General features: G+C 38.1%; 20 protein-coding genes. 9 read left to right on the top strand and 11 right to left on the bottom strand.

The genetic code is table 11. The features are described from left to right. Positions 1 to 383 precede the first annotated feature (383 nt). Positions 384 to 1,118, bottom strand: coding sequence for a phosphoadenylyl-sulfate reductase (locus ACG916_RS01075; RefSeq protein ID WP_419327133.1), 735 nt, complete (start codon positions 1,116 to 1,118; stop codon positions 384 to 386). Positions 1,119 to 1,439: 321 nt separating this feature from the next. Between ACG916_RS01075 and thrH the strand changes: the two genes are divergently transcribed. Next, positions 1,440 to 2,057, top strand: a complete 618-nt coding sequence (thrH, locus tag ACG916_RS01070; protein ID WP_419327134.1) for a bifunctional phosphoserine phosphatase/homoserine phosphotransferase ThrH — start codon at positions 1,440 to 1,442, stop codon at positions 2,055 to 2,057. Between the two features lie 63 nt (positions 2,058 to 2,120). Here thrH and ACG916_RS01065 read toward each other — a convergent pair whose 3' ends face one another. Next, the gene (locus ACG916_RS01065; protein ID WP_419327135.1) at positions 2,121 to 3,326 is read right to left on the bottom strand and encodes an MFS transporter; all 1,206 of its coding nucleotides are present in this window, start codon (positions 3,324 to 3,326) and stop codon (positions 2,121 to 2,123) included. 152 nt (positions 3,327 to 3,478) lie between these two features. On the opposite strand from ACG916_RS01065, the gene ACG916_RS01060 reads away from it, so the two are divergent. Beyond that, complete coding sequence (locus ACG916_RS01060) at positions 3,479 to 4,075, top strand: TetR-like C-terminal domain-containing protein (protein WP_336951850.1); 597 nt, start codon at positions 3,479 to 3,481, stop codon at positions 4,073 to 4,075. A gap of 32 nt (positions 4,076 to 4,107) precedes the next feature. Here the strand turns inward: ACG916_RS01060 and ACG916_RS01055 are convergent, their stop codons facing one another. Further along, positions 4,108 to 4,722, bottom strand: coding sequence for an arylesterase (locus ACG916_RS01055; protein WP_419330087.1), 615 nt, complete (start codon positions 4,720 to 4,722; stop codon positions 4,108 to 4,110). Positions 4,723 to 4,767: 45 nt separating this feature from the next. Between ACG916_RS01055 and ACG916_RS01050 the strand changes: the two genes are divergently transcribed. Both ACG916_RS01050 and ACG916_RS01045 read left to right on the top strand, forming a co-directional pair. Continuing rightward, positions 4,768 to 5,517 (top strand): ABC transporter ATP-binding protein, encoded by a 750-nt coding sequence (locus ACG916_RS01050; protein ID WP_419327137.1) that lies wholly within the window; start codon positions 4,768 to 4,770, stop codon positions 5,515 to 5,517. Beyond that, positions 5,517 to 8,111 (top strand): ABC transporter permease, encoded by a 2,595-nt coding sequence (locus ACG916_RS01045; RefSeq protein WP_419330089.1) that lies wholly within the window; start codon positions 5,517 to 5,519, stop codon positions 8,109 to 8,111. Before ACG916_RS01050 ends, ACG916_RS01045 begins: the two co-directional genes overlap by 1 nt. Positions 8,112 to 8,289: 178 nt before the next feature. Here the strand turns inward: ACG916_RS01045 and ACG916_RS01040 are convergent, their stop codons facing one another. Next, entirely contained in the window at positions 8,290 to 9,099 is an 810-nt protein-coding gene (locus ACG916_RS01040; RefSeq protein WP_336951842.1) for a rhomboid family intramembrane serine protease, read from the bottom strand. A gap of 73 nt (positions 9,100 to 9,172) precedes the next feature. Between ACG916_RS01040 and mtgA the strand changes: the two genes are divergently transcribed. Together mtgA and ppk1 are read left to right on the top strand one after the other, a co-directional pair. Further along, the gene (gene mtgA / locus ACG916_RS01035; RefSeq protein WP_004717400.1) at positions 9,173 to 9,847 is read left to right on the top strand and encodes a monofunctional biosynthetic peptidoglycan transglycosylase; all 675 of its coding nucleotides are present in this window, start codon (positions 9,173 to 9,175) and stop codon (positions 9,845 to 9,847) included. A gap of 112 nt (positions 9,848 to 9,959) precedes the next feature. After that, positions 9,960 to 12,044: a polyphosphate kinase 1 gene (ppk1, locus tag ACG916_RS01030; protein WP_004823258.1), complete on the top strand. Its 2,085-nt coding sequence runs from the start codon at positions 9,960 to 9,962 to the stop codon at positions 12,042 to 12,044. 161 nt (positions 12,045 to 12,205) lie between these two features. On the opposite strand, the gene ACG916_RS01025 is transcribed toward ppk1, so the two are convergent. The 5 genes from ACG916_RS01025 to rubA all read right to left on the bottom strand — a co-directional run bounded on the left by ACG916_RS01025 (position 12,206) and on the right by rubA (position 17,142). Then, positions 12,206 to 13,420 (bottom strand): TCR/Tet family MFS transporter, encoded by a 1,215-nt coding sequence (locus ACG916_RS01025; protein WP_419327139.1) that lies wholly within the window; start codon positions 13,418 to 13,420, stop codon positions 12,206 to 12,208. A gap of 346 nt (positions 13,421 to 13,766) precedes the next feature. Then, positions 13,767 to 14,672: a LysR family transcriptional regulator OxyR gene (gene oxyR, locus ACG916_RS01020; protein ID WP_004717396.1), complete on the bottom strand. Its 906-nt coding sequence runs from the start codon at positions 14,670 to 14,672 to the stop codon at positions 13,767 to 13,769. A 13-nt stretch (positions 14,673 to 14,685) separates the two neighbouring features. Continuing rightward, a complete protein-coding gene (estB, locus tag ACG916_RS01015) occupies positions 14,686 to 15,624 on the bottom strand; it encodes an esterase EstB (RefSeq protein WP_419327140.1) in 939 nt (312 codons plus the stop codon). 58 nt (positions 15,625 to 15,682) lie between these two features. After that, the gene (locus ACG916_RS01010; RefSeq protein WP_336951836.1) at positions 15,683 to 16,873 is read right to left on the bottom strand and encodes an NAD(P)/FAD-dependent oxidoreductase; all 1,191 of its coding nucleotides are present in this window, start codon (positions 16,871 to 16,873) and stop codon (positions 15,683 to 15,685) included. Positions 16,874 to 16,977: 104 nt separating this feature from the next. After that, the gene (rubA, locus tag ACG916_RS01005) at positions 16,978 to 17,142 is read right to left on the bottom strand and encodes a rubredoxin RubA (protein WP_004678010.1); all 165 of its coding nucleotides are present in this window, start codon (positions 17,140 to 17,142) and stop codon (positions 16,978 to 16,980) included. A 492-nt stretch (positions 17,143 to 17,634) separates the two neighbouring features. On the opposite strand from rubA, the gene ACG916_RS01000 reads away from it, so the two are divergent. Further along, complete coding sequence (locus ACG916_RS01000; protein WP_336951835.1) at positions 17,635 to 18,180, top strand: adenine phosphoribosyltransferase; 546 nt, start codon at positions 17,635 to 17,637, stop codon at positions 18,178 to 18,180. Positions 18,181 to 18,326: 146 nt separating this feature from the next. Here ACG916_RS01000 and ACG916_RS00995 read toward each other — a convergent pair whose 3' ends face one another. Beyond that, positions 18,327 to 18,830 (bottom strand): YqiA/YcfP family alpha/beta fold hydrolase, encoded by a 504-nt coding sequence (locus ACG916_RS00995; protein ID WP_336952131.1) that lies wholly within the window; start codon positions 18,828 to 18,830, stop codon positions 18,327 to 18,329. 321 nt (positions 18,831 to 19,151) lie between these two features. On the opposite strand from ACG916_RS00995, the gene ACG916_RS00990 reads away from it, so the two are divergent. Beyond that, a complete protein-coding gene (locus ACG916_RS00990; RefSeq protein ID WP_336951834.1) occupies positions 19,152 to 19,595 on the top strand; it encodes an SRPBCC family protein in 444 nt (147 codons plus the stop codon). 50 nt (positions 19,596 to 19,645) lie between these two features. Here the strand turns inward: ACG916_RS00990 and ACG916_RS00985 are convergent, their stop codons facing one another. Next, the gene (locus ACG916_RS00985) at positions 19,646 to 20,362 is read right to left on the bottom strand and encodes a hypothetical protein (RefSeq protein WP_419327141.1); all 717 of its coding nucleotides are present in this window, start codon (positions 20,360 to 20,362) and stop codon (positions 19,646 to 19,648) included. Between the two features lie 103 nt (positions 20,363 to 20,465). On the opposite strand from ACG916_RS00985, the gene lysS reads away from it, so the two are divergent. Then, complete coding sequence (gene lysS, locus ACG916_RS00980; RefSeq protein WP_336951831.1) at positions 20,466 to 21,992, top strand: lysine--tRNA ligase; 1,527 nt, start codon at positions 20,466 to 20,468, stop codon at positions 21,990 to 21,992. The last annotated feature ends 8 nt before the right edge of the window (positions 21,993 to 22,000 follow it).

The raw sequence follows: 22,000 nt of genomic DNA, 5'->3' as shown, positions 1-22,000 counted from the left end.
TTTCTACCACAACTCATTTATGAGTTGGTGAATTGTTAGAATTATAGAACCGTGTAACTTGGGTCTGTTGATCATTCATCCATGGTTACAACGATGACATGTTGGAAAACAATTTGTACATCGCTGCGTCTTGTGGTGTCGACAAAGCAGTGCTTTGTAGATACTCAGTGTATAGCTAAAATTATCTCAGTCTGTGTGATGAAACTTGAAAATAGTATTGCTATTTTTACATGTCGTTACCTACTCAACTCTAGCCCACAACGCAAGCTATAGGGGAAATATCAACAAATCTTAGTATAAAACTTTTCTAAGCGTAAAATCCAAGCATTTCGATGAACGATAAGTTAATAAGAAGCCATGAGTTTTCATGACTTTTTCTACTATTACTTTTTTAAGTTACCTGCATGTAAGCCACATTCTTTATGCGTTGCTTCTTCCCACCACCAACGGCCTTCGCGTTCATGTTGATTTGGCAATACTGGACGGGTACATGGTTCACAGCCAATTGAGATAAAACCCTTTTCATGTAATGGATTATAAGGAATCTCCATCATACGAATATAGTTCCATACATCCGCACTGGACCAATTTGCCAATGGATTATATTTAATTAGTTGTTTTCCTTCACCAGAAAAACCACTATCCACTTGAATAACTGGTATTTCTGTACGTGTGCCTGGACTTTGATCTTTGCGTTGTCCTGTGATCCAGCCATCTAAAGTGGCTAATTTTTTACGTAAGGGCTGAACTTTACGAATACCACAGCATTCTTTATGATCATCTTGATAGAAACTAAATAAGCCTTTTTCATTAACCAATTGTTGAATGGCATCAGCTTCAGGAAAGCAAATTTCAATTTTAATCCCATAGTGCTTACGAACTGTTTCAAGAAATTGATAGGTTTCAGGATGTAAACGGCCTGTATCTAAACTAAAAACACGAAATGGTTTGCCTAAATTATGTGCCATATCGATAAGAACAACGTCTTCTGCGCCAGAAAATGAAATTGCAATTTCACCTTCCTGAGAAAGCGCAAGTTCTAAAATTTCAGAAGGTGATTTGTCGGCATACTCAGTCGCAAGTGCGTCCACAAGATCTATGGTTGGAATGGCGGTCATATCTGCTCCTGGCAGTTAGCTTGAAGCTACATTTTTCGTAAACATATTCAAAAGATATTTGAATTTAAGCATTTTGGCAAAAATTAGCTCAATTCAACTTCTGTGAATTGCTGCTTTTGACAATCAAGATATTTTAAAGTAAATGAAATATGCCACTTAGCAGATTAATTAAAATGCTTATGAATAAAACAGATTTGTAAACATTCACAAGCCTTATGCATAACCAAATGAAATGGATTTGCTGTAAAAACTTTCAGCATTCTTTTTAAACTTTAGTGCTATGATAAGCCCAAAATTTTTAACTGACATTTGGGAGAACCCATGGAAATCGTATGTCTTGATCTTGAGGGTGTATTGGTACCAGAAATCTGGATCAATTTTGCTAAAAAAACAGGAATCAAAGAATTAGAAGCAACAACTCGTGATATCCCTGACTACGATGTGTTGATGACTCAACGCTTAAATATTCTTAGACAGCATGGTCTAGGCTTAAATGACATTCAAGCTGTGATTGCAGACATGGGGCCATTTCCGGGTGCAAAAGAGTTTGTAGAATGGTTACGTACCTATTTTCAGTTGATTATTCTTTCAGATACATTTTATGAGTTTGCGCATCCGTTGATGCAACAGTTAGGTTGGCCAACAATTTTCTGTCATAAATTAGAAACTGATGAAAATGGTATGATCACTGCGTATAAATTGCGTCAACCTGATCAAAAGCGTGAAGCTGTAAAAGCATTACATGGTCTAAATTACCGTGTCATCGCAGCAGGCGATTCGTATAACGATACAACAATGTTGGGTGAAGCTGATCATGGTTTCTTATTTGATGCGCCTGAAAATGTGATTCGTGAATTTCCACAGTTCCCACCAATTCATGGCTATGACGCCCTTAAAGAAGCAATTCGCAAAGCATCTATCCGTGATATTCCTGCTTAATCTAAGATTTAAATCCAAAGGCGCTCAATGCGCCTTTTGTTTTGCTTTGACTTTTAACATACTTTAGTGGATGTTCTGTTTATTTTTAAAAGCAAAAACAAACGCCAAGCTGGCCAACAAAATAATCATACAAATATAGACATCTGCTGTAAAAATTAAGCCAACTTTATTGACAAAGTATCCAGCAATAATCGCAGGTATACTAAACGCCAAATAGCTTTCAACAAAAAATGCGGCCATTAAACCTGCACGTTGTTCAGGTAAAGCTAAGGGCATTACAGCACGAATTGCACCCATAAAACCTGTACCAAAGCCAATCCCAGTCACCACAGCACCAATAAACAATAAGATTGGTTGCACCAGATGAATGCCAAGCAAAATAACACTTGAGCCCAAGACAATCGTAATTGCAGCAGTGATTAGAATTTTAAATGTTGACGCATTGCGCAGTGTTAAAATCCCAACAGCCCCTGAAACTGATAGAGTAATAAACATCATGCCATTCAGCCATGCCGATTGCACATGGAAAGCTTGAGCCAGCAATGAAGGCATTAACGAGAGGAAGAACCCACTGACCATCCATAACGAGATATTAATTGGACTTACGATCAAGAGTGCTTTTCGGGTTTGTACTGGAATAGTCAGTTGCGGTTTTAATGATGCCAAAGCACCCACACGTTTAGTTGCTGTTTCAGGGCTAAAAATTGCGATAAAGCTGGTAGATACAAAAAGAAAGATGAGTATTTCAAAAACTAGTGTCAATGGAACAGTTGAAAACTCTAAAACAATACAGGTCATCAGCATACCCGCAGCCATGCCGAGCATTGGAGAAATACTATTAATTAAAGAACCCTGTGTTTTACTTAAATCAAGTAAAGCTGCTCCAAATGTAGATGCGGCTAAAGCCGTGGCAATACCTTGCAAACCTCGTGCGATAAACAGCATTTCGATATTGGATGCAAACAAGAAAAAGCCCATGGACATAATTTCTAAAATCAATGCCACAAAAATAACTGGCTTACGTCCAATATAATCAGACAATGATCCTGCCACCAATAAGGTTAATAGCAATGCAAACGCATAGGTGGCAAAGATAAGCGTTAATAAAACAGGAGAAAAATGGAAGTGTTGTTGATACAAACGATATAACGGTGTTGGTGCGCTTGAGGCTGCCAAAAAGGTCATCAGGGTAAAAGTATGTGTGTACAGTGCAGCATTATGGCTTAATTTATAGGAAGTCACTTGACGATTAAAATTAGAGTTGCGCATAATCAACATGTACATAAAAGCTATTAATTAGCTTTTATACCGTATTTTGGATTAAACACAAAGGTTTAGCTAAGATGATTTTTGCTTAAAGCTGTTCTTTAATTATTAACCCATTGATAGATTTTCATTTATAGATTTGTAGTGATTTGCTGATGACGAAAGTGATTACAGGTTTGCGTCCCGGTGGGCGCAGTGCACGAATACAAGCTGCAGTTCATAATGCAGTGCAAACATTACAGCAAAATGTTGCTGTGGCAGATTTGACGATTCCGATGATTGCTGAATTTGCAGGGGTCACCCCCTCTACGATCTATCGACGTTGGGGAGATTTATCTCAACTGCTTGCAGATGTTGGCTTTAATATTTTACATCCAGACAGTGTACCTGCGGATCTTGGTAGTTTTAAGCAAGACTTATATGCATGGATGGAGCAATATTTTGAGGAATATGCCTCACCCGTTGGGCGTACAATCTTAAGCGATATTGTGGCGGAAAATGATTCGCCGACCTCTGGTAAGTGTTATGACTTTTTGATTCAACAGTTAGACATTATCCAGCAACGTGCCCAGCAAAGGAATGAAACAAGCATCGAAAATCAACTGATTATTGAAATTGTTATTGCACCGATGTTACATCGGATTCTATTTACCGAACAAGAATCGAGTTTGGACTATATTTACCATTTATTAGCGCGTTTATTTAATTTTGCGGATGTCCTTAAAAACACGACATCCGATTTAGTCAAATAAACAGCTGCAATCATTTCGGCTTTGAGAAAAAATTAAAGCGCGCCTCGAATTAAAGGATAAACATTATCTAGCAGAATTTTCTGTGCCGTTGCATTGGGGTGGATTAAGTCTTTTTGCATCAAACTTTTATTGCCTGCAATTCCATTCATAAAAAACGGATGCATTTTAACTTTGTATTGTTGGCTTAGGGTTTGGTAATTTTTCTCAAAAGCTTGGCTATAAGCTGCGCCATAATTCGGTGGAATTTTCATACCCAATAAAATGACCATGGCTTGGCTGTTCTGGCTTTGTTGAATTAATTGCGCAAGATTTTTATGAATCATTTGTGGCGGTTGACCGCGTAAACCATCATTGCCACCCAACTCAATCACCACGATATCAGGTTTATGGCTTTGTAATAGTTTTGGAAAACGCGCCAACGCACCACTGGTGGTTTCACCACTTACACTGGCATTCACCACATTATGTTGTTTAGGAAATTGTTGGTTTAAGCGTTGCTGTAGCAAGAAAACCCAGCCTTGTTGTGGGCTAATACCATAACCCGCACTTAAGCTATCACCTAAAATCATGATCGTTTTTGCAAAACTACTAACGGGCAACAGACAGAATATGCTAAAAAATAAACAATGAATTAGATTTTTCATCATTTTCAAATTTAACAATTTTTTGATTTGCATATAAGGTACTTTATGATGTCTAAGGTTCAGGATGATTCAGCTTCTCCCATCATGCCACAAGTGATAATTTCTGCACAGCAACTTACACAAAAGATAGAATTACCTCATCAAACGCTTACAATTTTTGAAAATCTAAATCTTAATATTTATACAGGTGAACAGGTCGCGATTACTGGACGTTCTGGTTCCGGAAAATCAACTTTATTAGGCATCCTTGCTACTCTCGATCAAGCCAGTGCAGGTCAACTCAGTGTTTGTGGTGAATCAATTGAGCATTTAAATGAAGAACAACGTGCGTTGATTCGACTTCAATATATTGGTTTTGTATTTCAATCTTTCCAGTTGCTCCCACATCTTTCTGCCTTAGAAAATGTGATGTTACCATTACGTTTACAGAAGAATTTTAATTATGCACACGCAGAACAAAAATCTTTAAGTTTATTGGCCAAAGTTGGTTTAGAACGACAAAGCCAGCAAACACCGAAAGTATTGTCTGGTGGGGAGCAACAACGGGTTGCCATTGCACGAGCTTTAATTTCTGACCCCAAAATTATTTTTGCCGACGAACCTACAGGCAATTTAGATGAACATACCGCCTTTGAAATTGAACAACTCTTATTTGATTTAAATAAAGAACTCGGTACAACTTTAGTGCTTGTCACTCACGATTCGCAATTGGCCGCACAGTGCCAACGTCATTATGAATTAAAAGATGGTCAATTGATTGAACATGTGCAAACTCCTCAATCGAATGAGGTGGTGTAATGTTGACCTTGTTTAAACCCTTATTTAGGCAAAGTTTTGCCAGTTCAGGCATATATCTGCTGATTATTGCATTGAGTTTAGCCATTAGTGCGACTACTGCATTAAAGTTTAGCAATGATCAAGTCAAACAAGCAGTGACCTTACAAGCTGCCAAAATGCAAGCTGCAGATTTACAACTTAGTGATACAGATCCAATTGACCAACAATGGATCAAACAGGCTGATGATTTAAAATTAAAACAGTCCCATGTCACCATTTTTGGTTCAATGGCCTCTACACAGGATCAGTTTGTTATGGTCAATGTGAAAGCCATTGACACAGCATTTCCCTTACGTGGTGAATTAAGGATTGCGCCAAAACAAGCCTTACAAAGTGGCGGGGTTTGGCTAAGCAAACGCGCACAAGAATTATTAAAATTAAACCTAGGCGATAGCGTTCAAATTGCCAATGGTCAGTTTAAAGTTACTGGCATCATTGAACATGATTCAAATCAAGAATTAGGCTTTTCTGCCTTTTCGCCAACCGTGATTATCTCTCAAGCAGATGTTGCAAAAACGGGTGCAATTCAAGTTGGAAGTCGGATTGAATATCGTTTGTTGATGGCAGGGGATGCGGAGTCGATTGCAACATATCAGCAATTTTTTAAGACTTTTAAAGCGCAAGAAAAGCAAAATGTGAATCCAAAGATTGCACAAAATTCGGATGCAGATTCAGCTTTAAGTGCATCAAGTGCCACTACATCGACTGAAAATCAGCCAGCAATACACTCACAAACAGATCAATCCATACAAGATCAACAAAATGCGGATAATGAACTAGATGCACAAAGTAATTTAAGACTACGTAATGCAGATGAGGGTAATTCACGCTTACTTAAACCAATTGAAAACCTCGATACTTTCTTACAATTGGCCAATATTCTGACGATTCTTTTATGTGGTTTAGCCATCGCTTTAACCAGTCAGCGTTATGTACAGCAGAACCAAGATCATATTGCACTGATGCGTTGTATGGGGGCAACGAAACGGCAGATTTTTCAAACCTATCTCGGGTTGCTGAGCGTTGTTATTTTAATCGCCATTGTCATTGGCAGTATTTTAGGACTGATTTTAGGTTATTCGTTGTTGCAATTGATGTTGCAGATGATTCCGAACCTAGAGTTGCAATTTTCAATGTTGCAGATGCTGGTTGGTCCTTTGCCTATTGCAATTTTTACCAGTGCAATTGTATTGATTGGATTTATTTTACCGAGCTTGTGGCAACTGTTAAATACACCGCCTATTCGGGTGATACGCCAACAAGAAAAGTCGGCACGTTCAATGTTGTGGATGATGGCTACAGGTTTAGTCAGCTTGATTATTTTTAGTTTGGTCTTGACCGAAAATCTGATACTTACTGCGTTGGTAATGGGTGCAGTCATTGTGTTAACAGCTTTGTTATATGCAGTGGTTTGGATGATTTTAAAGACTTTAAAATCAATGAAAAATAGGCTCTCAGCCTATATCCGAACCCCTTCGCAAACCGCATTGCAAATTACCGCTTTGGCATTGGGTTTAAGTCTGATCACGGTACTTGCTGTATTGAGAACTGATTTATTAGAGCGTTGGCAGCAACAATTGCCTGAAGGAACGCCTAACCAGTTTATTTATGGTCTACCACCATTTGAACTGGATGCCTTTAAGCAACAATTAGCACAGCAACAATGGAAAAGTACACCGTTATATCCCAATGTAAAAGGGCGCTTATTGGCAAAAAATGGTCAAGCTTTTCCTGCCCAATTGGTAAAAACCAATAATTCTTTACGTCGTGAGTTAAATCTCACCCAAGCAGATCATTATCCACAAGATAATATTATTGTTGCGGGAAATGCTCAATTAACTCAAATTGGGCAGGTGTCTGTAGAGGCCAAATTGGCTGAAGAATTGGGCATTAAAATTGGTGATCGTTTAACCTTTAGTTTGCCTGAGGGAAATTTGGACGCGCAAGTTGTGAATTTGCGTACCGTGGAATGGCAAAGCTTTAGTCCAAACTTTTTCTTTATTTTTACTCCAAAGACGTTGGATGAAAACGCAGGCAGCTACTTAGGGAGTTTTTATGTGCCACCGAGTGAAAAAATCAAGATGGTTAATCTGATTCAGCAATTTTCCAATACGGTATTTATTGACGTCACTTTAATTTTTGATGAAATTAAAAACTTGGTTTCTGTGTTGGTCAAAATCATTACAGTTTTGGCAGTATTGGTAAGTTTATCTGGTTTTTTGGTGCTGATCGCCTGTATCAATTTGCTGATGGATGAACGTAAAAAAGAAGTGGCATTGTTACGTTCTTTTGGTAGTTCAAAGCGTCAGTTAAAAAATATGATGAGTTTTGAAATCGGTTTTATTGGATTATTGGCGGGGATTGTTTCCTGTTTCTTTGCAGAGGTGATTAGTGCAGTTGTCAGTTATCGTATGGAAATGGTGGTGCAATTACATTGGGAAATTTGGTTGATTTTACCAATTTCGATGGCAGTGTTGTGCGCATTGATTGGACGTTACCGATTGAGCTATTTATCTGAAATCCCACCATTGCAAAGTCTAAGAGAGTTGAATTAAACCGCTTTGTTTAAGTGGTTTTATTTGACTGTTTAATCTCAGTTGAGCCTTTAAAAGGCTGCCCAGTGAAGACAGTAAATTAAAAAATGGCAACCTACTAGGTCGCCATTTTTTATGCTTCTTGAATTCAGTGTACTCTGTAATGTTTTATTACGGCATAGACAAGCTATTTTAGAGATTAAAAGTTTAATTGCTCACGCATTTGTGCAATGGCTTGTTGCCAAAGTGGGCTAAGTGGTCCAACGAGATGCTGGCAATAGAGATAAACGCCATAGGTTGCTGCAATCCCTAAAATCACAATGATAATATTGGCAGCTTTACCCATTTTGGCACGCTGTGTTGCATACCAAGCCAAAGCCATGACCGCACCCATTAACATCCCACCGATATGGGCAGCATTGTTAATTCCAGAGGCTAAAAAGCCAAAAGCTAAGTTGACCGCAAGTACGGTTAAAAGTGATCTTTTATCTAAAATGAATCTTTGATTCGGGGTAGGTGGGAACAACGATAGTAGTGTCAGTGCACCACCAAGTCCCATTACAGCACCCGATGCACCTGCAGATACATGAGGAAAGAGTTTTTGATCAAAATTTTGCAGCAGTTCGTAGCTATTTCGAATATCCAAATAACCACTTAATAAACTTCCCATGAGTCCAGCAAGGATATAAAGTCCAAGGAAATAAAACTTTCCTAAAGTTTTTTCAGCAACATCACCAAAAATATACAGTGCCCACATATTCATCATTAGATGCAGGATACCGAAGTGAAAAAACATACTGCTGAATAAGCGATATGGTTCCTCTAAGAAGGTTAAAGGTGCATAATCAGCACCCCAACGCAACGCGTCCAATGTTGTCGGGTCAGTAATATTGACACCTGATAAGACTTGGATGGCAAATAAACCGACATTGATGACAATCAGCAATAAGGTTATTTTACCAATAGAATTGGGTTGGCTATAAGTTGAAAGATCTTGATATTTAGACATGCTATTGCTTAGCTTTTTATAGATAGATTCAGCTTAACATGAAACGTCAGAATTTTCGGAGTAAGCAGCTGACATGAAAGCTTTTATTGTTCGTGCTTTGTTAATTGTGGTCAGTATTTTGATCATGATTCAGCTATGGATTTTCTCAAGTTTAATTTATTGGCGTACCCATGATGTAGAAACCACCATGTTTATGCGTTGGACATATCTGTCTGATTTTGAGCCGATTCAACATCAATGGCGCGACTATGACAAGATCAGTGATAATTTTAAACATGCAATTGTCGCTGCTGAAGATGCTAAATTTCTCGATCATCATGGTTTCGACTGGGATGGTATTGAAAATGCACTACAACGTAATCTAAAAAAAGACAAAGTAGTCGCTGGTGGTTCAACGATTTCTCAACAATTGGCTAAAAATTTATTCTTCTATAATCGTCGCTCATTTATCCGCAAAGGTCAGGAAGCGATTGCCACCACCATGATGGAGCGGATGTGGACTAAACAGCGCATTTTAGAAGTCTATATGAACTCTGTTGAATTTGGTGATCATATCTATGGTGTTGAAGCTGCATCACAACATTACTTTTCTAAGAGTGCGGCAAGTTTAAGTCGTGAGCAGGCCGCATTTTTAGCGGTGATTTTAACCAATCCGAAGTATTATCAAAAAAATCGTGATGATTCTAAGCTTCAATACCGTAAGCGTTTGGTTTTGAAGTATATGCGTTATACCCGTATTCCAGATTGACACTAAATAAATGAATTTAAAAAAGCACAAATTGATGTGCTTTTTTTATGAAATTGTCACAAATTTGAAGCATACTAGAATTAAGACATTTTTTTTGATGCAGGTTTATTGCATGAATACCGCAGTGACGACAACAACGCCTACAGAATATTCTTATAATGAACGATATATAAATCGTGAGCTTTCAATTTTAGATTTCCATTTACGTGTTTTAGAGCAAGCCGTTGATCCTTTACACCCCTTGCTTGAACGTATGAATTTCTTGTTGATCTTTTCTCGTAATATGGATGAATTTTTTGAAATCCGTGTTGCAGGAATGATGGAGCAATTAACTTTAGGGAATGAAAGTCGTTCACCAGATGGTTTGACGCCAAAACAAGTTTTAGACCAAATCTCTAAAACTGCACATGAAGCGATTGAGCGTCAGTACCGTATTCTTAATGAAGAAATTTTTCCTAAGTTACGTGAAGAAGACATTTGTTTTTTACGTCGTGGTGAGTTAACGCCTGCACAATCTGTGTGGATTAAAAAATATTTCCAAGAACAAGTTGCACCAGTACTTACCCCAATTAGCCTTGATCCTGCACATCCATTCCCACGACTGGTCAATAAAAGCTTAAACTTTATTGTGACTCTAGAAGGGAAAGACGCATTTGGTCGACAAATTGATTTAGCAGTTGTACCAGCACCACGTTCGCTTCCTCGTGTAGTGCGTTTACCTGATGAGCTTACAGGCGGTAAAGAACATTTTGTGATGTTGTCTGCGATTATTCATGAGCATGTATCGGATTTGTTCCCTGGGATGACAGCTACAGGTTGTTATCAGTTCCGTGTCACACGTAATGCGGATTTGGCGCTGAATGAAGATGTAGAAGACTTAGCCAAAGCATTGAAAGGCGAATTGAGTTCACGTCGTTTTGGCCGTGCAGTACGTTTAGAAGTGACAGAAAACTGTCCAAAACATATTTATGAATACTTGCTTGAAGAATTTGATCTAGAACAAGAACAACTTTATAAAGTGGATGGGCCAGTAAATCTGGCACGTCTTGTGTCAAATTTTAAACGTCCACATATGCGTTATGATTCGCATGTACCCGCGATTCCAAAAGTATTGAAAAAGTCTGAAAATATTTTTTCAGCAATGCAAAAACAAGACATTCTCTTACACCATCCATTTGAATCATTTGCACCAGTTATTAACTTGTTGCGTGAAGCTGCACGTGATCCCCAAGTGCTAGCGATCAAACAAACCTTATATCGTAGTGGTGCTGACTCTGAAATTGTTCAGGTACTTGCAGAAGCGGCACGTAATGGTAAAGAAGTCACTGCTGTGATTGAGTTACGGGCGCGTTTTGATGAAGAATCAAATATCGCCGTTGCCAATGTATTACAAGAGGCGGGTGCTGTTGTGGTTTATGGCATCGTGGGCTATAAAACGCACGCCAAAATGATCTTGGTGGTACGCCGTGAAAATAATAAGTTAGTACGTTATGTGCATTTGGGTACGGGTAACTACCATGCAACAAATGCTCGTATTTATACCGATTATGGTTTGCTCACTACAGATAAAGAGCTCTGCGAAGATGTACATCGTATTTTTCAAGAATTGACTGGTATGGGGAAAATGGCAAAGTTGAAAAAACTGTTACATGCGCCGTTTACTCTTCATGCTCAGTTAATTGCTTTTATTGATGATGAAATTGCCAATGCCAAAGCGGGCAAGCCTGCACAAATTATTGTTAAAGTTAACGCGTTAACTGAAGTTCAATTGATCAATAAATTATATGAAGCTTCGCAAGCAGGGGTACAAATTGATCTGATTATTCGCTCAATTTGCTGTTTACGTCCAGGGTTACCAAATCTGTCTGAAAATATTCGAGTTCGTTCAATTGTCGGGCGTTTCTTAGAACATACCCGTGTCTATTATTTCGGAAATAATGGCAATCCACGTATATACTGTTCCAGTGCAGACTGGATGGATCGTAATTTATTTAATCGTGTAGAAGTGTGCTTCCCGATCGAAGATCCAGCATTAAAAAAACGCATTTACCAGCAAGGTTTAGTCAATTACTTAAAAGACAATATCCGCGCTTGGCTATTGCAAGGCGATGGGACTTGGACTCGTGTGCAACCTAAAGAAGGCGAGGCAATTTACAATGCTCAACAAACTTTGCTTGAGCACTTTGTAAATGGTTAAGCCAAGATAATCTGATTGTCTTAAGCCCGATTAAAATTAATCGGGCTTTTTTGTATCAGTCAATCGGATTTTAATGAAATTGAATGACTTGGTTATTTTAGATTTAAGCTTTTTTAAATCAGCAATCAACGCTTCTAATAAAGCATTGAAGTTCTTAAATACTAGGATGACTTAAGCTGTTGTGGTTTTAAACTCGATAAAATTGCAGGTAGTGCAATTAAATAAATCATCGCGACAACCAACCATATAGCGCCAGTCCATCGTGTTTGGAAATGAAAGTAAAGTGTAGAAAACAATAAGGGGGCAATAATCGAGGCCAGACTAATGGTTGAGGCTATAACACCTTGAAACTGTCCTTGCTGTGCAGCTGGGATTTTTTGTGAAACAACAGCTTGTAGTGCAGGAGTACCAATACTTCCTAGGGCAAAGATCGGCATGATTGCAAAAATGATCCAAGCGTGTTGGGTAAAAGCCATGATGATTAATGCCATACATATACATGCCAGACCAATCAGCACGGTATTTCTTTCACCAAAATATCGGACGGCATGTTGAGGTATAAATGACTGAACCAGTACTTGGCATAAACCAAAAGTGCCTAAAGAAAGACCAACCCAAAATGTATTCCATTTAAAGGTATCATGTCCCCAAAGTGCCCAGCAGACACCATAAGCTTCACCGCAGGCGCTAAACAGAAAAAATATCAGTAAAATGGGCAGTATATTTTTTTGAGCAAGGATAAAACTAAGACTTTTAAATGGATTCATTTCTAAACTGGAAAGTAAAGAAATCGCAGGTCGAGAAATGGTGGGTAAAGGATTGTTGCTTTGGGATTCAGGGAGTAGCCAGAATGCGATAAGCAAGTTAACTGTTGTTAAAATTACCGCAATGAAAAAAGGTAGCCGTAACCAATACCCGCCCAATAATCCACCGAGGATAGGACCGAGAATAAATCCTATACCAAACATGGCACTCATTAAACCGAAGTATTTTGCTCGATTTTCTTCTGACGTGGTATCAACGATATAGGCTGAAGCCACGGACATATTGGCACTACTTATTCCAGCAATGATTCGTCCAATGAACAGCAAGATAAGAGAGGGTGAGCAAGCAAGAAAAAAATAGTTGATTGCAGAACCCGCAAGTGAAATCAGCAAAACAGGTCTTCGACCAATGCGGTCACTCAAAGCACCTAAGATCGGGGAGAACATAAATTGCATAAGCGCATACAGGCTTAGGAAAACCCCCATTAACAAGGCAACGTTATGCTGATGGCTTAGGTCTTTCAGTAGTGAGGGAAACAGAGGGAATACGATGCCAATGCCAATTGCATCTAAGACAATCGTTGAAAAAATAATATATAAAGGTCGGTTCATACGCGTCCTATCGAAAATTCAGGCACAGAAAACTGTGAAAACCTGTTAACGATGCTTGGAAGATTCAAGCCCTGTGGAACGCTGACCAATGCAAAGGATTGGATATGTGTCGACGAGATGGATGCATGCTTTTTAAAACAAGCTGAGGATAGGTCGATTTTTCGCGATTTTCATCGTAACAATACATACAAAAATAAGCGAGTATTTTGTACTGCTCAAATATTATCATTCTTGATCTAGTAAAAACAAGATCGTTTTAATTTTGCTTATGCTGAGGTGATCTATAGACTTTTTAGATCTTCAATAAAAAAGGAGTCAATCATGACTCCTTTTCAGTATTGGAAAATTAACGTAAATTTGGCGTGATTTTTTGAAGAATTTGTACCAACACATCAAATTCACTTTGTAGCGGTGTACTTTTACGTGTAACCAAAGCCAAAGTGCGTGAAGGCGCATTCTCAATAGGTTTAACCACAATCTGATCATTGTTTTTCAGCATATGTGCATGAATTGCAATCTCAGGAAGCAGTGTATAGCCTAAGTTTGAACTGACCATTTCCACTAAAGTTGGCAATGAGCTTGCTTTTAAACGGTGATCATTTTTACGCTCACCGATTGGGCAAACACTTAAGGTATGATCACGTAAGCAATGACCTTCTTCAAGGAGCATGAGATGAGAAAGATCTAAATCATCTAAGCTTCTTGCATTCATCGCATTTTGATCTGCTTTATTGCAGACTAAGAATAAATCTTCTTTCGCAATTTCAGCAACTTTCAAACCACGTGTGTCGAATGGTAAAGCCAGCATGATCACATCTAGATTGCCATGCTCAAGTTTTTCAACAATTTTTTCACTTTGTGCTTCATGCAGATGCAACTGAATTTTTGGAAGTTGTTTATGCACTTCTTCCAAAAGCTGCGACAAAATGAAAGGGGCGATGGTTGGAATAATCCCTAAATGCAAATCACCAGTTAACGGTTCACTCATTTCTCGACTTAACCGCATCAAGTCCTGAGCATCGGCGAGTAGAACACGGGCTCGGGCAACAACTTGCTCACCTAGAGGAGTTAAACGTACGTTTTGGCGATCACGTTCTACGAGTACGCCACCCAATAAACGTTCTAACTCCATGATTCCACCAGATAAAGTAGATTGAGTTACAAACGAACGGCGCGCTGCTTCAGTGAAGTGCAGCGTCTCAGACAGTGTCACTAAATATGACAACTGTCTTAGGGATGGTAATGCAGCCATAGTGTCCTAATGCTTATGATTTAAAATGATGTGCAAATAACCCGCTAAGTTGAGGAACAAAATGCGGTGGGATATCATGCCCCATTCCCTCAATTAATTCAAATTTAGCGCCTGAAATTGCTTTAGCAACTGCCTTACCATGACTTGGAGGTAGTAACCGATCTTTAGAGCCATGTAACACTAAAGTTGGCTTTTTGATCTGCTTATCCAATTTAAGTAAGGAACCTGTACATAATATTGCTAAAAACTGTTGAAGTACACCCGCTGGGTGATAACTACGACGATATAATTTACGAGCAGTTTGAATTGCTTCAACTTGGTTGATATAACCAGGTGAACCAATCATATGAAAAACTTTCAAGGAATGATTCATAATCCCTTCTTCATCACGTGATTCAGGTTTACCGATAAGACTAAAGAGTTGTTTTGGAAATGGTGGAGGTAGCAAAGGTTGATTATTACTGGTAAAGAGTAAGCCGACTTTATCAATTTTTTCAGGATATTTTGCTGCTAAAATTTGAGAAATCATCCCCCCCATTGAAGCACCCAAAATATGTGGTTTTTCAATGCCTAAACGATCAATCAATAATGCAACATCATCCGCCATATCAAATAAGTTATAAGGCGCGCCGTCATTTGGTAAGCCCAAAGCAAAGCGACCCATCAGCTTATAAGAGTTTAAACGTGGACCTTGGTGGCGAATTTTTGAAGATAAGCCAATATCACGATTATCAAAGCGGATCACATGAAAGCCTTGATCAATCAGTGATTTACAAAAAAAATCAGGCCAAAATAACATTTGCGCACCCAAACCCATAATCAACAGAATGGTCGGGTGTTGTGGATTTCCACCAGTTTCAACATGAAGCTGAATACCATTACCTAAGTCGACTTTGGTTTCATTCATGAACGAGGCATAAGGTGAAACTTGAAATTGAAGTGCGCTATTCATTGTTATTTTCCTAAGCAAGGATATTCTTTGATTAAAAAATATCCTTGCTATTAAAACCTTAAACGGATGCAGGAATCAAGTCTGGAACCAGTTTTGTTAATGTTAAACGCTGTTTTCCAGCAGTTGCACCTAATAATACAAAACCACGTAAGGTACCTTCAGCATCTGTTGCTTTAGATAACATCCCATCTTCAAACTCTTCATTCTCCCATGTAACATCTACATCAATTGGAGCAGGAAGTACAGTCAAAGGTGCAGCTGGGGTTTTCACCGCGACTGGCATTGCAGGGTAGTGTACAGTGGTGGTTTGTCCACTCAAGGTTTTGGCTAATGCACGCGCTTGTTGCATGATTGGCATGACAAATGGCAAGAGTGTTCCATTCACTTCGGCACAGTCACCGATGGCAAAAATATCTGCTTGACTGGTTTCGAGCAAGGTGTTGGTAATGACACCACGACTGGTGTTGATTTCCGTAGCTTTAGCCAAGGCAATATTAGGTTGTAAGCCAATTGCAGAAAGCACAACATCCGCGAGCAAGGACTGACCACTGGCCAATGAAACGATATAACCACGCTCAGATTTAGAAACTTTTTCTACAGTGGTACCCAAGGCAAATTTAATTCCTGATTGTTCAAGATTGTCTTTAAATGCTTGTGCAACATGATTAGGCAATAAACGCCCTAAAGGTTGTGGTGCTAAGTCGATCACCGTAACCTGATGCCCAGTATTTTGTAAGTCATTGGCAAATTCACAACCAATTAAGCCCGCGCCTAAAATCACCACACGTTTGTTGCCACATTCACCCGTGCTGCAATTGTCTAAAGTTTCACGGAATGCTCGATAGTCAATTAGTGAGTTAACCACATGAATATCATCACTCCCATCACCAGCAATCGCTAATCGAATCGGATTTGCGCCCACGGCAAGAATAAGTTTTGAGTAGCCTTGAGTTGAAGATTGTCCATCTTTTTCAAGGGTTAATTCATGTTTCTCTACATCAATATTTTTAACCCATGTCTCTTTTTCAATCCGCATGTTCAGTTGGGTGCTCATCTTTTCAGCATCGCCTAAACCAATTTGTTCAGGTGCTTTTTTCCCAACCAATGCATTAGATAGGGTCGGTTTTGCATAATTCACCGCATCATCTGCGCAAATCATCACCAATTCCTGTTCGGTGTTTAACTTACGAAATTCTCTTGCAAGGGTATAACCCGCCATGCCAGAACCTATGATGATAATCGGTTGCATATCTTTCTCCATACCTGTTTCAAATTTAGCGGTGAATTGAGTAATTTTGTATTATTGAAAATAAATGTAAAAAGACCATGTGAACATGGTCTTTACGCAATATCTTAGATTTCGACCATTTCAAAGTCTGCTTTAGAAACACCGCAGTCTGGGCATGTCCAGTCATCAGGAATATCTTCCCACTTGGTACCTGCTGCGATGCCATCTTGTGGCCAACCTTCTGCTTCGTCATAAATCCAACCACAAACGATGCATTGATATTTCTTCATCTGATTCTCCGATATCTGACAGATGTTATGTTTTTTCTGTCAGTTAAATTCCTTCTGCTGCTTGACTCAAATAATATGCAAATAAAATGTGTACATATTCCTCTAAATTCTTACGCAGTTCTGTATCTAAAGTAAAGTAAATATCGGAGTTTATCTAACTAATCTCAAAGCTGAATGGCAGCTCAGGACAAAAGCGATGTTTATTATGCCAACTTTGTCAGACAATTTTAATTATAATCGTGTCGCTACAAGGGATGAGTACTGCTATAAATGTTTAAATTTTTTGTATTTAGACCAAGGTTAGATGAATATTTTAGACAATAATATTAAGCTAGAGTCAGTATGTTATATAGCCATTATTTTGTGTGAAAATGGACTTAATAAATTCAATAACTTAGGGTGATTTCAATAGAGGGTAGATAGCGAACTGCTGTCTATTTTGACTAAAAAACGTTAAAATTCGCATATTATTTATTTTTTAAATCTCTCCCTATGATCAACATATCTACTGCTTTGTGGTCAAATATCCGTGCTGTCCCGAATTTTCCAAAACCAGGTATTTGTTTTTATGATTTAACCCCATTGTTTATGAACAATCTTGTGGAGTTAACCGATGCATTGATTGCAAGTATTCCAGTAAAACAATTAAATGCAGTGGATAGTTTTGTTGCAGTTGAGGCGCGAGGTTTTGTTTTAGCAAGCTTATTGGCACAGCGTACGGGCAAAGGTTTATTACTGGTTCGTAAAGCAGGTAAGTTACCACCCCCAGTGATTGGTGTAGGCTATAGCTTAGAATATGGTTTAGATCGCTTGGAAATGTCAGCTGATATCAAAGCACAGAAAGTGATTATTGTAGATGATGTATTGGCTACAGGTGGTACTTTAAAAGCAGTCAATGAATTGATGCATAAATGTCAACACACCGTATTGGGTGCGAGTGTTTTTCTTAATCTAACTGATTTACATAAAGATCTTGATTTAAAGATTTGGTCAGTGCTTGATGAGCATTCAAAGCCAGTTGAACAAGCGGTTGCTTAAAGGCAATAACAGGTTAAGTTTTCGAACTCAATTTTTGTCATTGAATACTTAAATCATTTTGTTTGTCTGTCTCGTCGTGGGAAAAGCCTTGTAAATACAAGGCTTTTTTATGCCAAGTACGCCAATTTGTGCTTTGCTGATTTTTTTCAAGCAATAAAGGTTTGTTCCATATATTCAATTAAATGATTTAAGTTTTCAGGTTGGACTAAACGATGATGTCCACCTTCAACAGCTTCAATCTGCATATAGGATTCTAGTTGCTCAACTACTTTATACATATCTAAAACCTCATCACCAAGCTCCAGATAAGCAATCTGTGGTATATCATGGTCTAAATCATGTTCATCAATCGCTACATAATCCTCACGGAAATCTGGATCTAAGCTTGGATTTGCAATGATTGCAGGAATTCGATGTTGTTGTGACATTTTTAATGCCCAATATCCCCCTAAACTATGACCTACCAATAAATCGGGTTTAATTTTTTCGATAATATCTTGATAGAAACATTCAACCGTTTTGTAGTTAAGGTTACGGTAATCCACATCAATGCAGTATTTTTTTTCAGCATTTATTGCATGGAATTTTGTCGATTCTTTGGAAGAATCTAGTCCATGTAAAAATAAAATTTTAGAATGAATATTCTTCATTGTTATCGTTTTCATATGGTCTTTCTTTATTGAGCAAAGGTAGAAATTGAATAAAGCTAGAAAAAGTTATCAACGGATTTAAAATTTTCCATCTAACTATTTTTATATTCAAATATTCTACTTAGCTGCACTTTTTTAAAAACTTAGATTTTGGTCTAAGAGTATTATGTAACAGATCAATATGCTTGTTATTTATTGTTTAACATATTGAATGTTTAGGTTTAAATTTTTTAGGTTATGGATTTTTATTAACAAAAATTAATCATTCTGGGTTTTTATTGTACTAAGCTATAGATTGGATTAATAAAATAAGAGAAACAAATGATTACTTTAAGCTACGACATTGTCATTCAAGCGAATGCACAAACAGTATGGAATATCCTTTGGGATACGCATACTTATTCAAAATGGACCCAACCATTTTCTGAAACTTCGCAGATGCAGTCTGACTGGAAAGTTGGCGGGGAAACCTTATTTCAAGATGCCAGTGGCAATGGCATGGTCGCCACCATTGTAGAGTTGGAGCAGTTTAAAAAAGTGGTATTTAAACATTTGGGTGTTTTGAAAAATGGTGTTTTAGATTCAACAAGTGAAGATGTTGAAAGTTGGAGTGGCTCTTTAGAAAAATATTTCTTAAATGATCAGGATGCAACAACCACATTATCTGCTGAAATAGAAACCTCTGAGGAATATAAGGATATGATGGATCGTGCTTTCCAGCAAGGGTTTGCCATAGTCAAATCATTGGCTGAACAAAACCATTGAGAAACTTTGCGCTTACTGCGTAGCTTAGCCCTGATGTTTTTTCTCATTATTTAATGGCATTGAATGATCAGTGGTTGTTCAATAGAAAATGTTTTTGCCACACCATTTTCATTACGTGGTTGGAAGCGAATTTTTTCTAGTAAGGGTTGGAGTATTGATTTCATATGTTCGTGAATTAAAGGGGGGTAACGGATATTAAGGATTTGCCCTTGTGCCTCTACTAAAAATTTTGCTGAGAGCAAGATATTACCTTGTTGATCAAATTTAATTTTATTCTGAGATGGCGTCTTACTTTGAGTACAAAAAGGTTCTAAAGCGCTTTGTAGTTGTGAGAAGTTAGGTTTTATGGCGTATTGGACGGTGGTGGGAAATTTAATAAACAGAATGTATTTTCCATAATAGTATTTTGTTTTTGCGATGTTTTGCTCATCAAAATTAAGCGCTTTATTTTTAAAATCATTAGTGACCTGTGGTAATTGATCTAGAGTGAGTTTTTTTGCCAGTTCTAAAGCCCTTAAATTGAGTGCTTTTTGAGTGGGGTGTGGATTCATTAATTTGACTTGGCTTTGCAGACTAGTTCGATTTGGAGTGATTTCTAATTGCCAAATATAATCTTGATTATTGAGATTGGTACTTTCAATTTTTATGGGAAGATCTTTTTGAGTATTGCTCATAACAATGATTTGCTCGGCTCCAACTACAGTTGAAAATGACAAAACATTGAAAAGAATGATACTTTGGGCGAATCTTTGCCAGTATTTACTCATGATTTTTAATTTTTAAATGGTTCGTAGAGTTATATTCATACGCATTATGTTGTAAATCTGCTATGCTATGCAACTTCCGTTTTTTAATATAATCGAGGCAGAGATGACGCAACATAACGCTCAATCGACTTCTGAACAACACATTTCCGAAAACGATTTAATTGCACAGCGTCATGCCAAGTTAAAGCAAATTCAAGATCACGCCAAGGAAACAGGTGTTAGCGCATGGCCAAACACATTTAAACGTGAGCATTATGCGCAAGATCTACAAGAACAATTTGCAGATCAATCTAAAGAACAAATCGAAGCAGGCGAGCAAGTTCACGTATCTGTAGCGGGTCGTGTGATGTTGAATCGTGGTTCATTTATCGTGATTCAAGACATGACGGGCCGTATTCAATTATATGTGCCACGCAAAGAGCTTGCACCAGAAGTTTTAGAAACTGTAAAAAGTCTAGATCTTGGTGATATTATTGCTGTACAAGGTTATATCGGTCGTTCTGGCAAAGGTGATTTATATGTTCATATTGAACATTTTGAATTATTGACGAAATCTCTTCGTCCACTTCCAGACAAGTTTCATGGTTTGAATGACACAGAAGTAAAATACCGTAAACGTTATTTAGACTTAATTGTGAATGAAGAAACACGTAAAACTTTTGAAATTCGTGCAAAAGTTGTGTCTGGTATTCGCAACTATCTCATTAATGAACGTTTTATGGAAGTTGAAACTCCGATGATGCATGTGATTCCAGGTGGTGCGTCAGCGCGTCCATTTGAAACACATCATAATGCATTAGATATGCCATTATTCTTGCGTATTGCACCTGAGCTTTACTTAAAACGTTTGGTTGTTGGTGGATTTGAGCGTGTATTTGAAATTAACCGTAACTTCCGTAACGAAGGTGTTTCAACGCGTCATAACCCTGAATTTACGATGATTGAATTCTATCAAGCTTATGCTGATTACAAAGATCTTATGGCTTTGACTGAAGGTATGCTAGAAAAATTAGCAATCGACATCTTGGGCTCAACGGATGTTCCTTATGGTGAAGAAGTGTATAGCTTCAAAGGCCCATTTAAGAAAATCTCGATGTTTGATGCGATTCTTGAGCATAACCCCAATTTCACTGCTGAAAATGTTTCGGATCGTGAATTCTTGGCAACATTTATTCGTGAAGAGTTAAAAGAGCAAGTTAAACCAGGTTTTGGTTTAGGTCGATTACAAACGATCGTATTTGAAGAAACTGTTGAAACTCAATTACGTCAGCCGACATTTATCACAGAATATCCTGCGGAAACTTCCCCGTTAGCGCGCCGAAATGATGATAATCCGCATATCACTGACCGTTTCGAATTCTTTATCGGTGGTCGTGAGTTGGCAAATGGTTTCTCGGAATTAAATGATCCAATTGACCAAGCTGAACGCTTCCAAGCGCAAGTTGCTGAAAAAGATGCGGGCGATGATGAAGCAATGCATTTCGATGCTGACTTTATTGAAGCATTAGAATACGGTTTACCTCCTACAGCAGGTGAAGGTATTGGTATCGATCGTTTGGTGATGTTATTTGCCAATGCAGCAAGTATCCGTGATGTGATCTTATTCCCACATATGCGTCATAAAAATTAATTTATGAT

It is taken from the genome of Acinetobacter legionensis (genome assembly GCF_048552295.1).
Classification (GTDB): Bacteria; Pseudomonadota; Gammaproteobacteria; order Pseudomonadales; family Moraxellaceae; genus Acinetobacter.
Note: the sequence above shows the minus strand (reverse complement) of the source record. Positions and strands in the feature narration are given on the sequence as shown.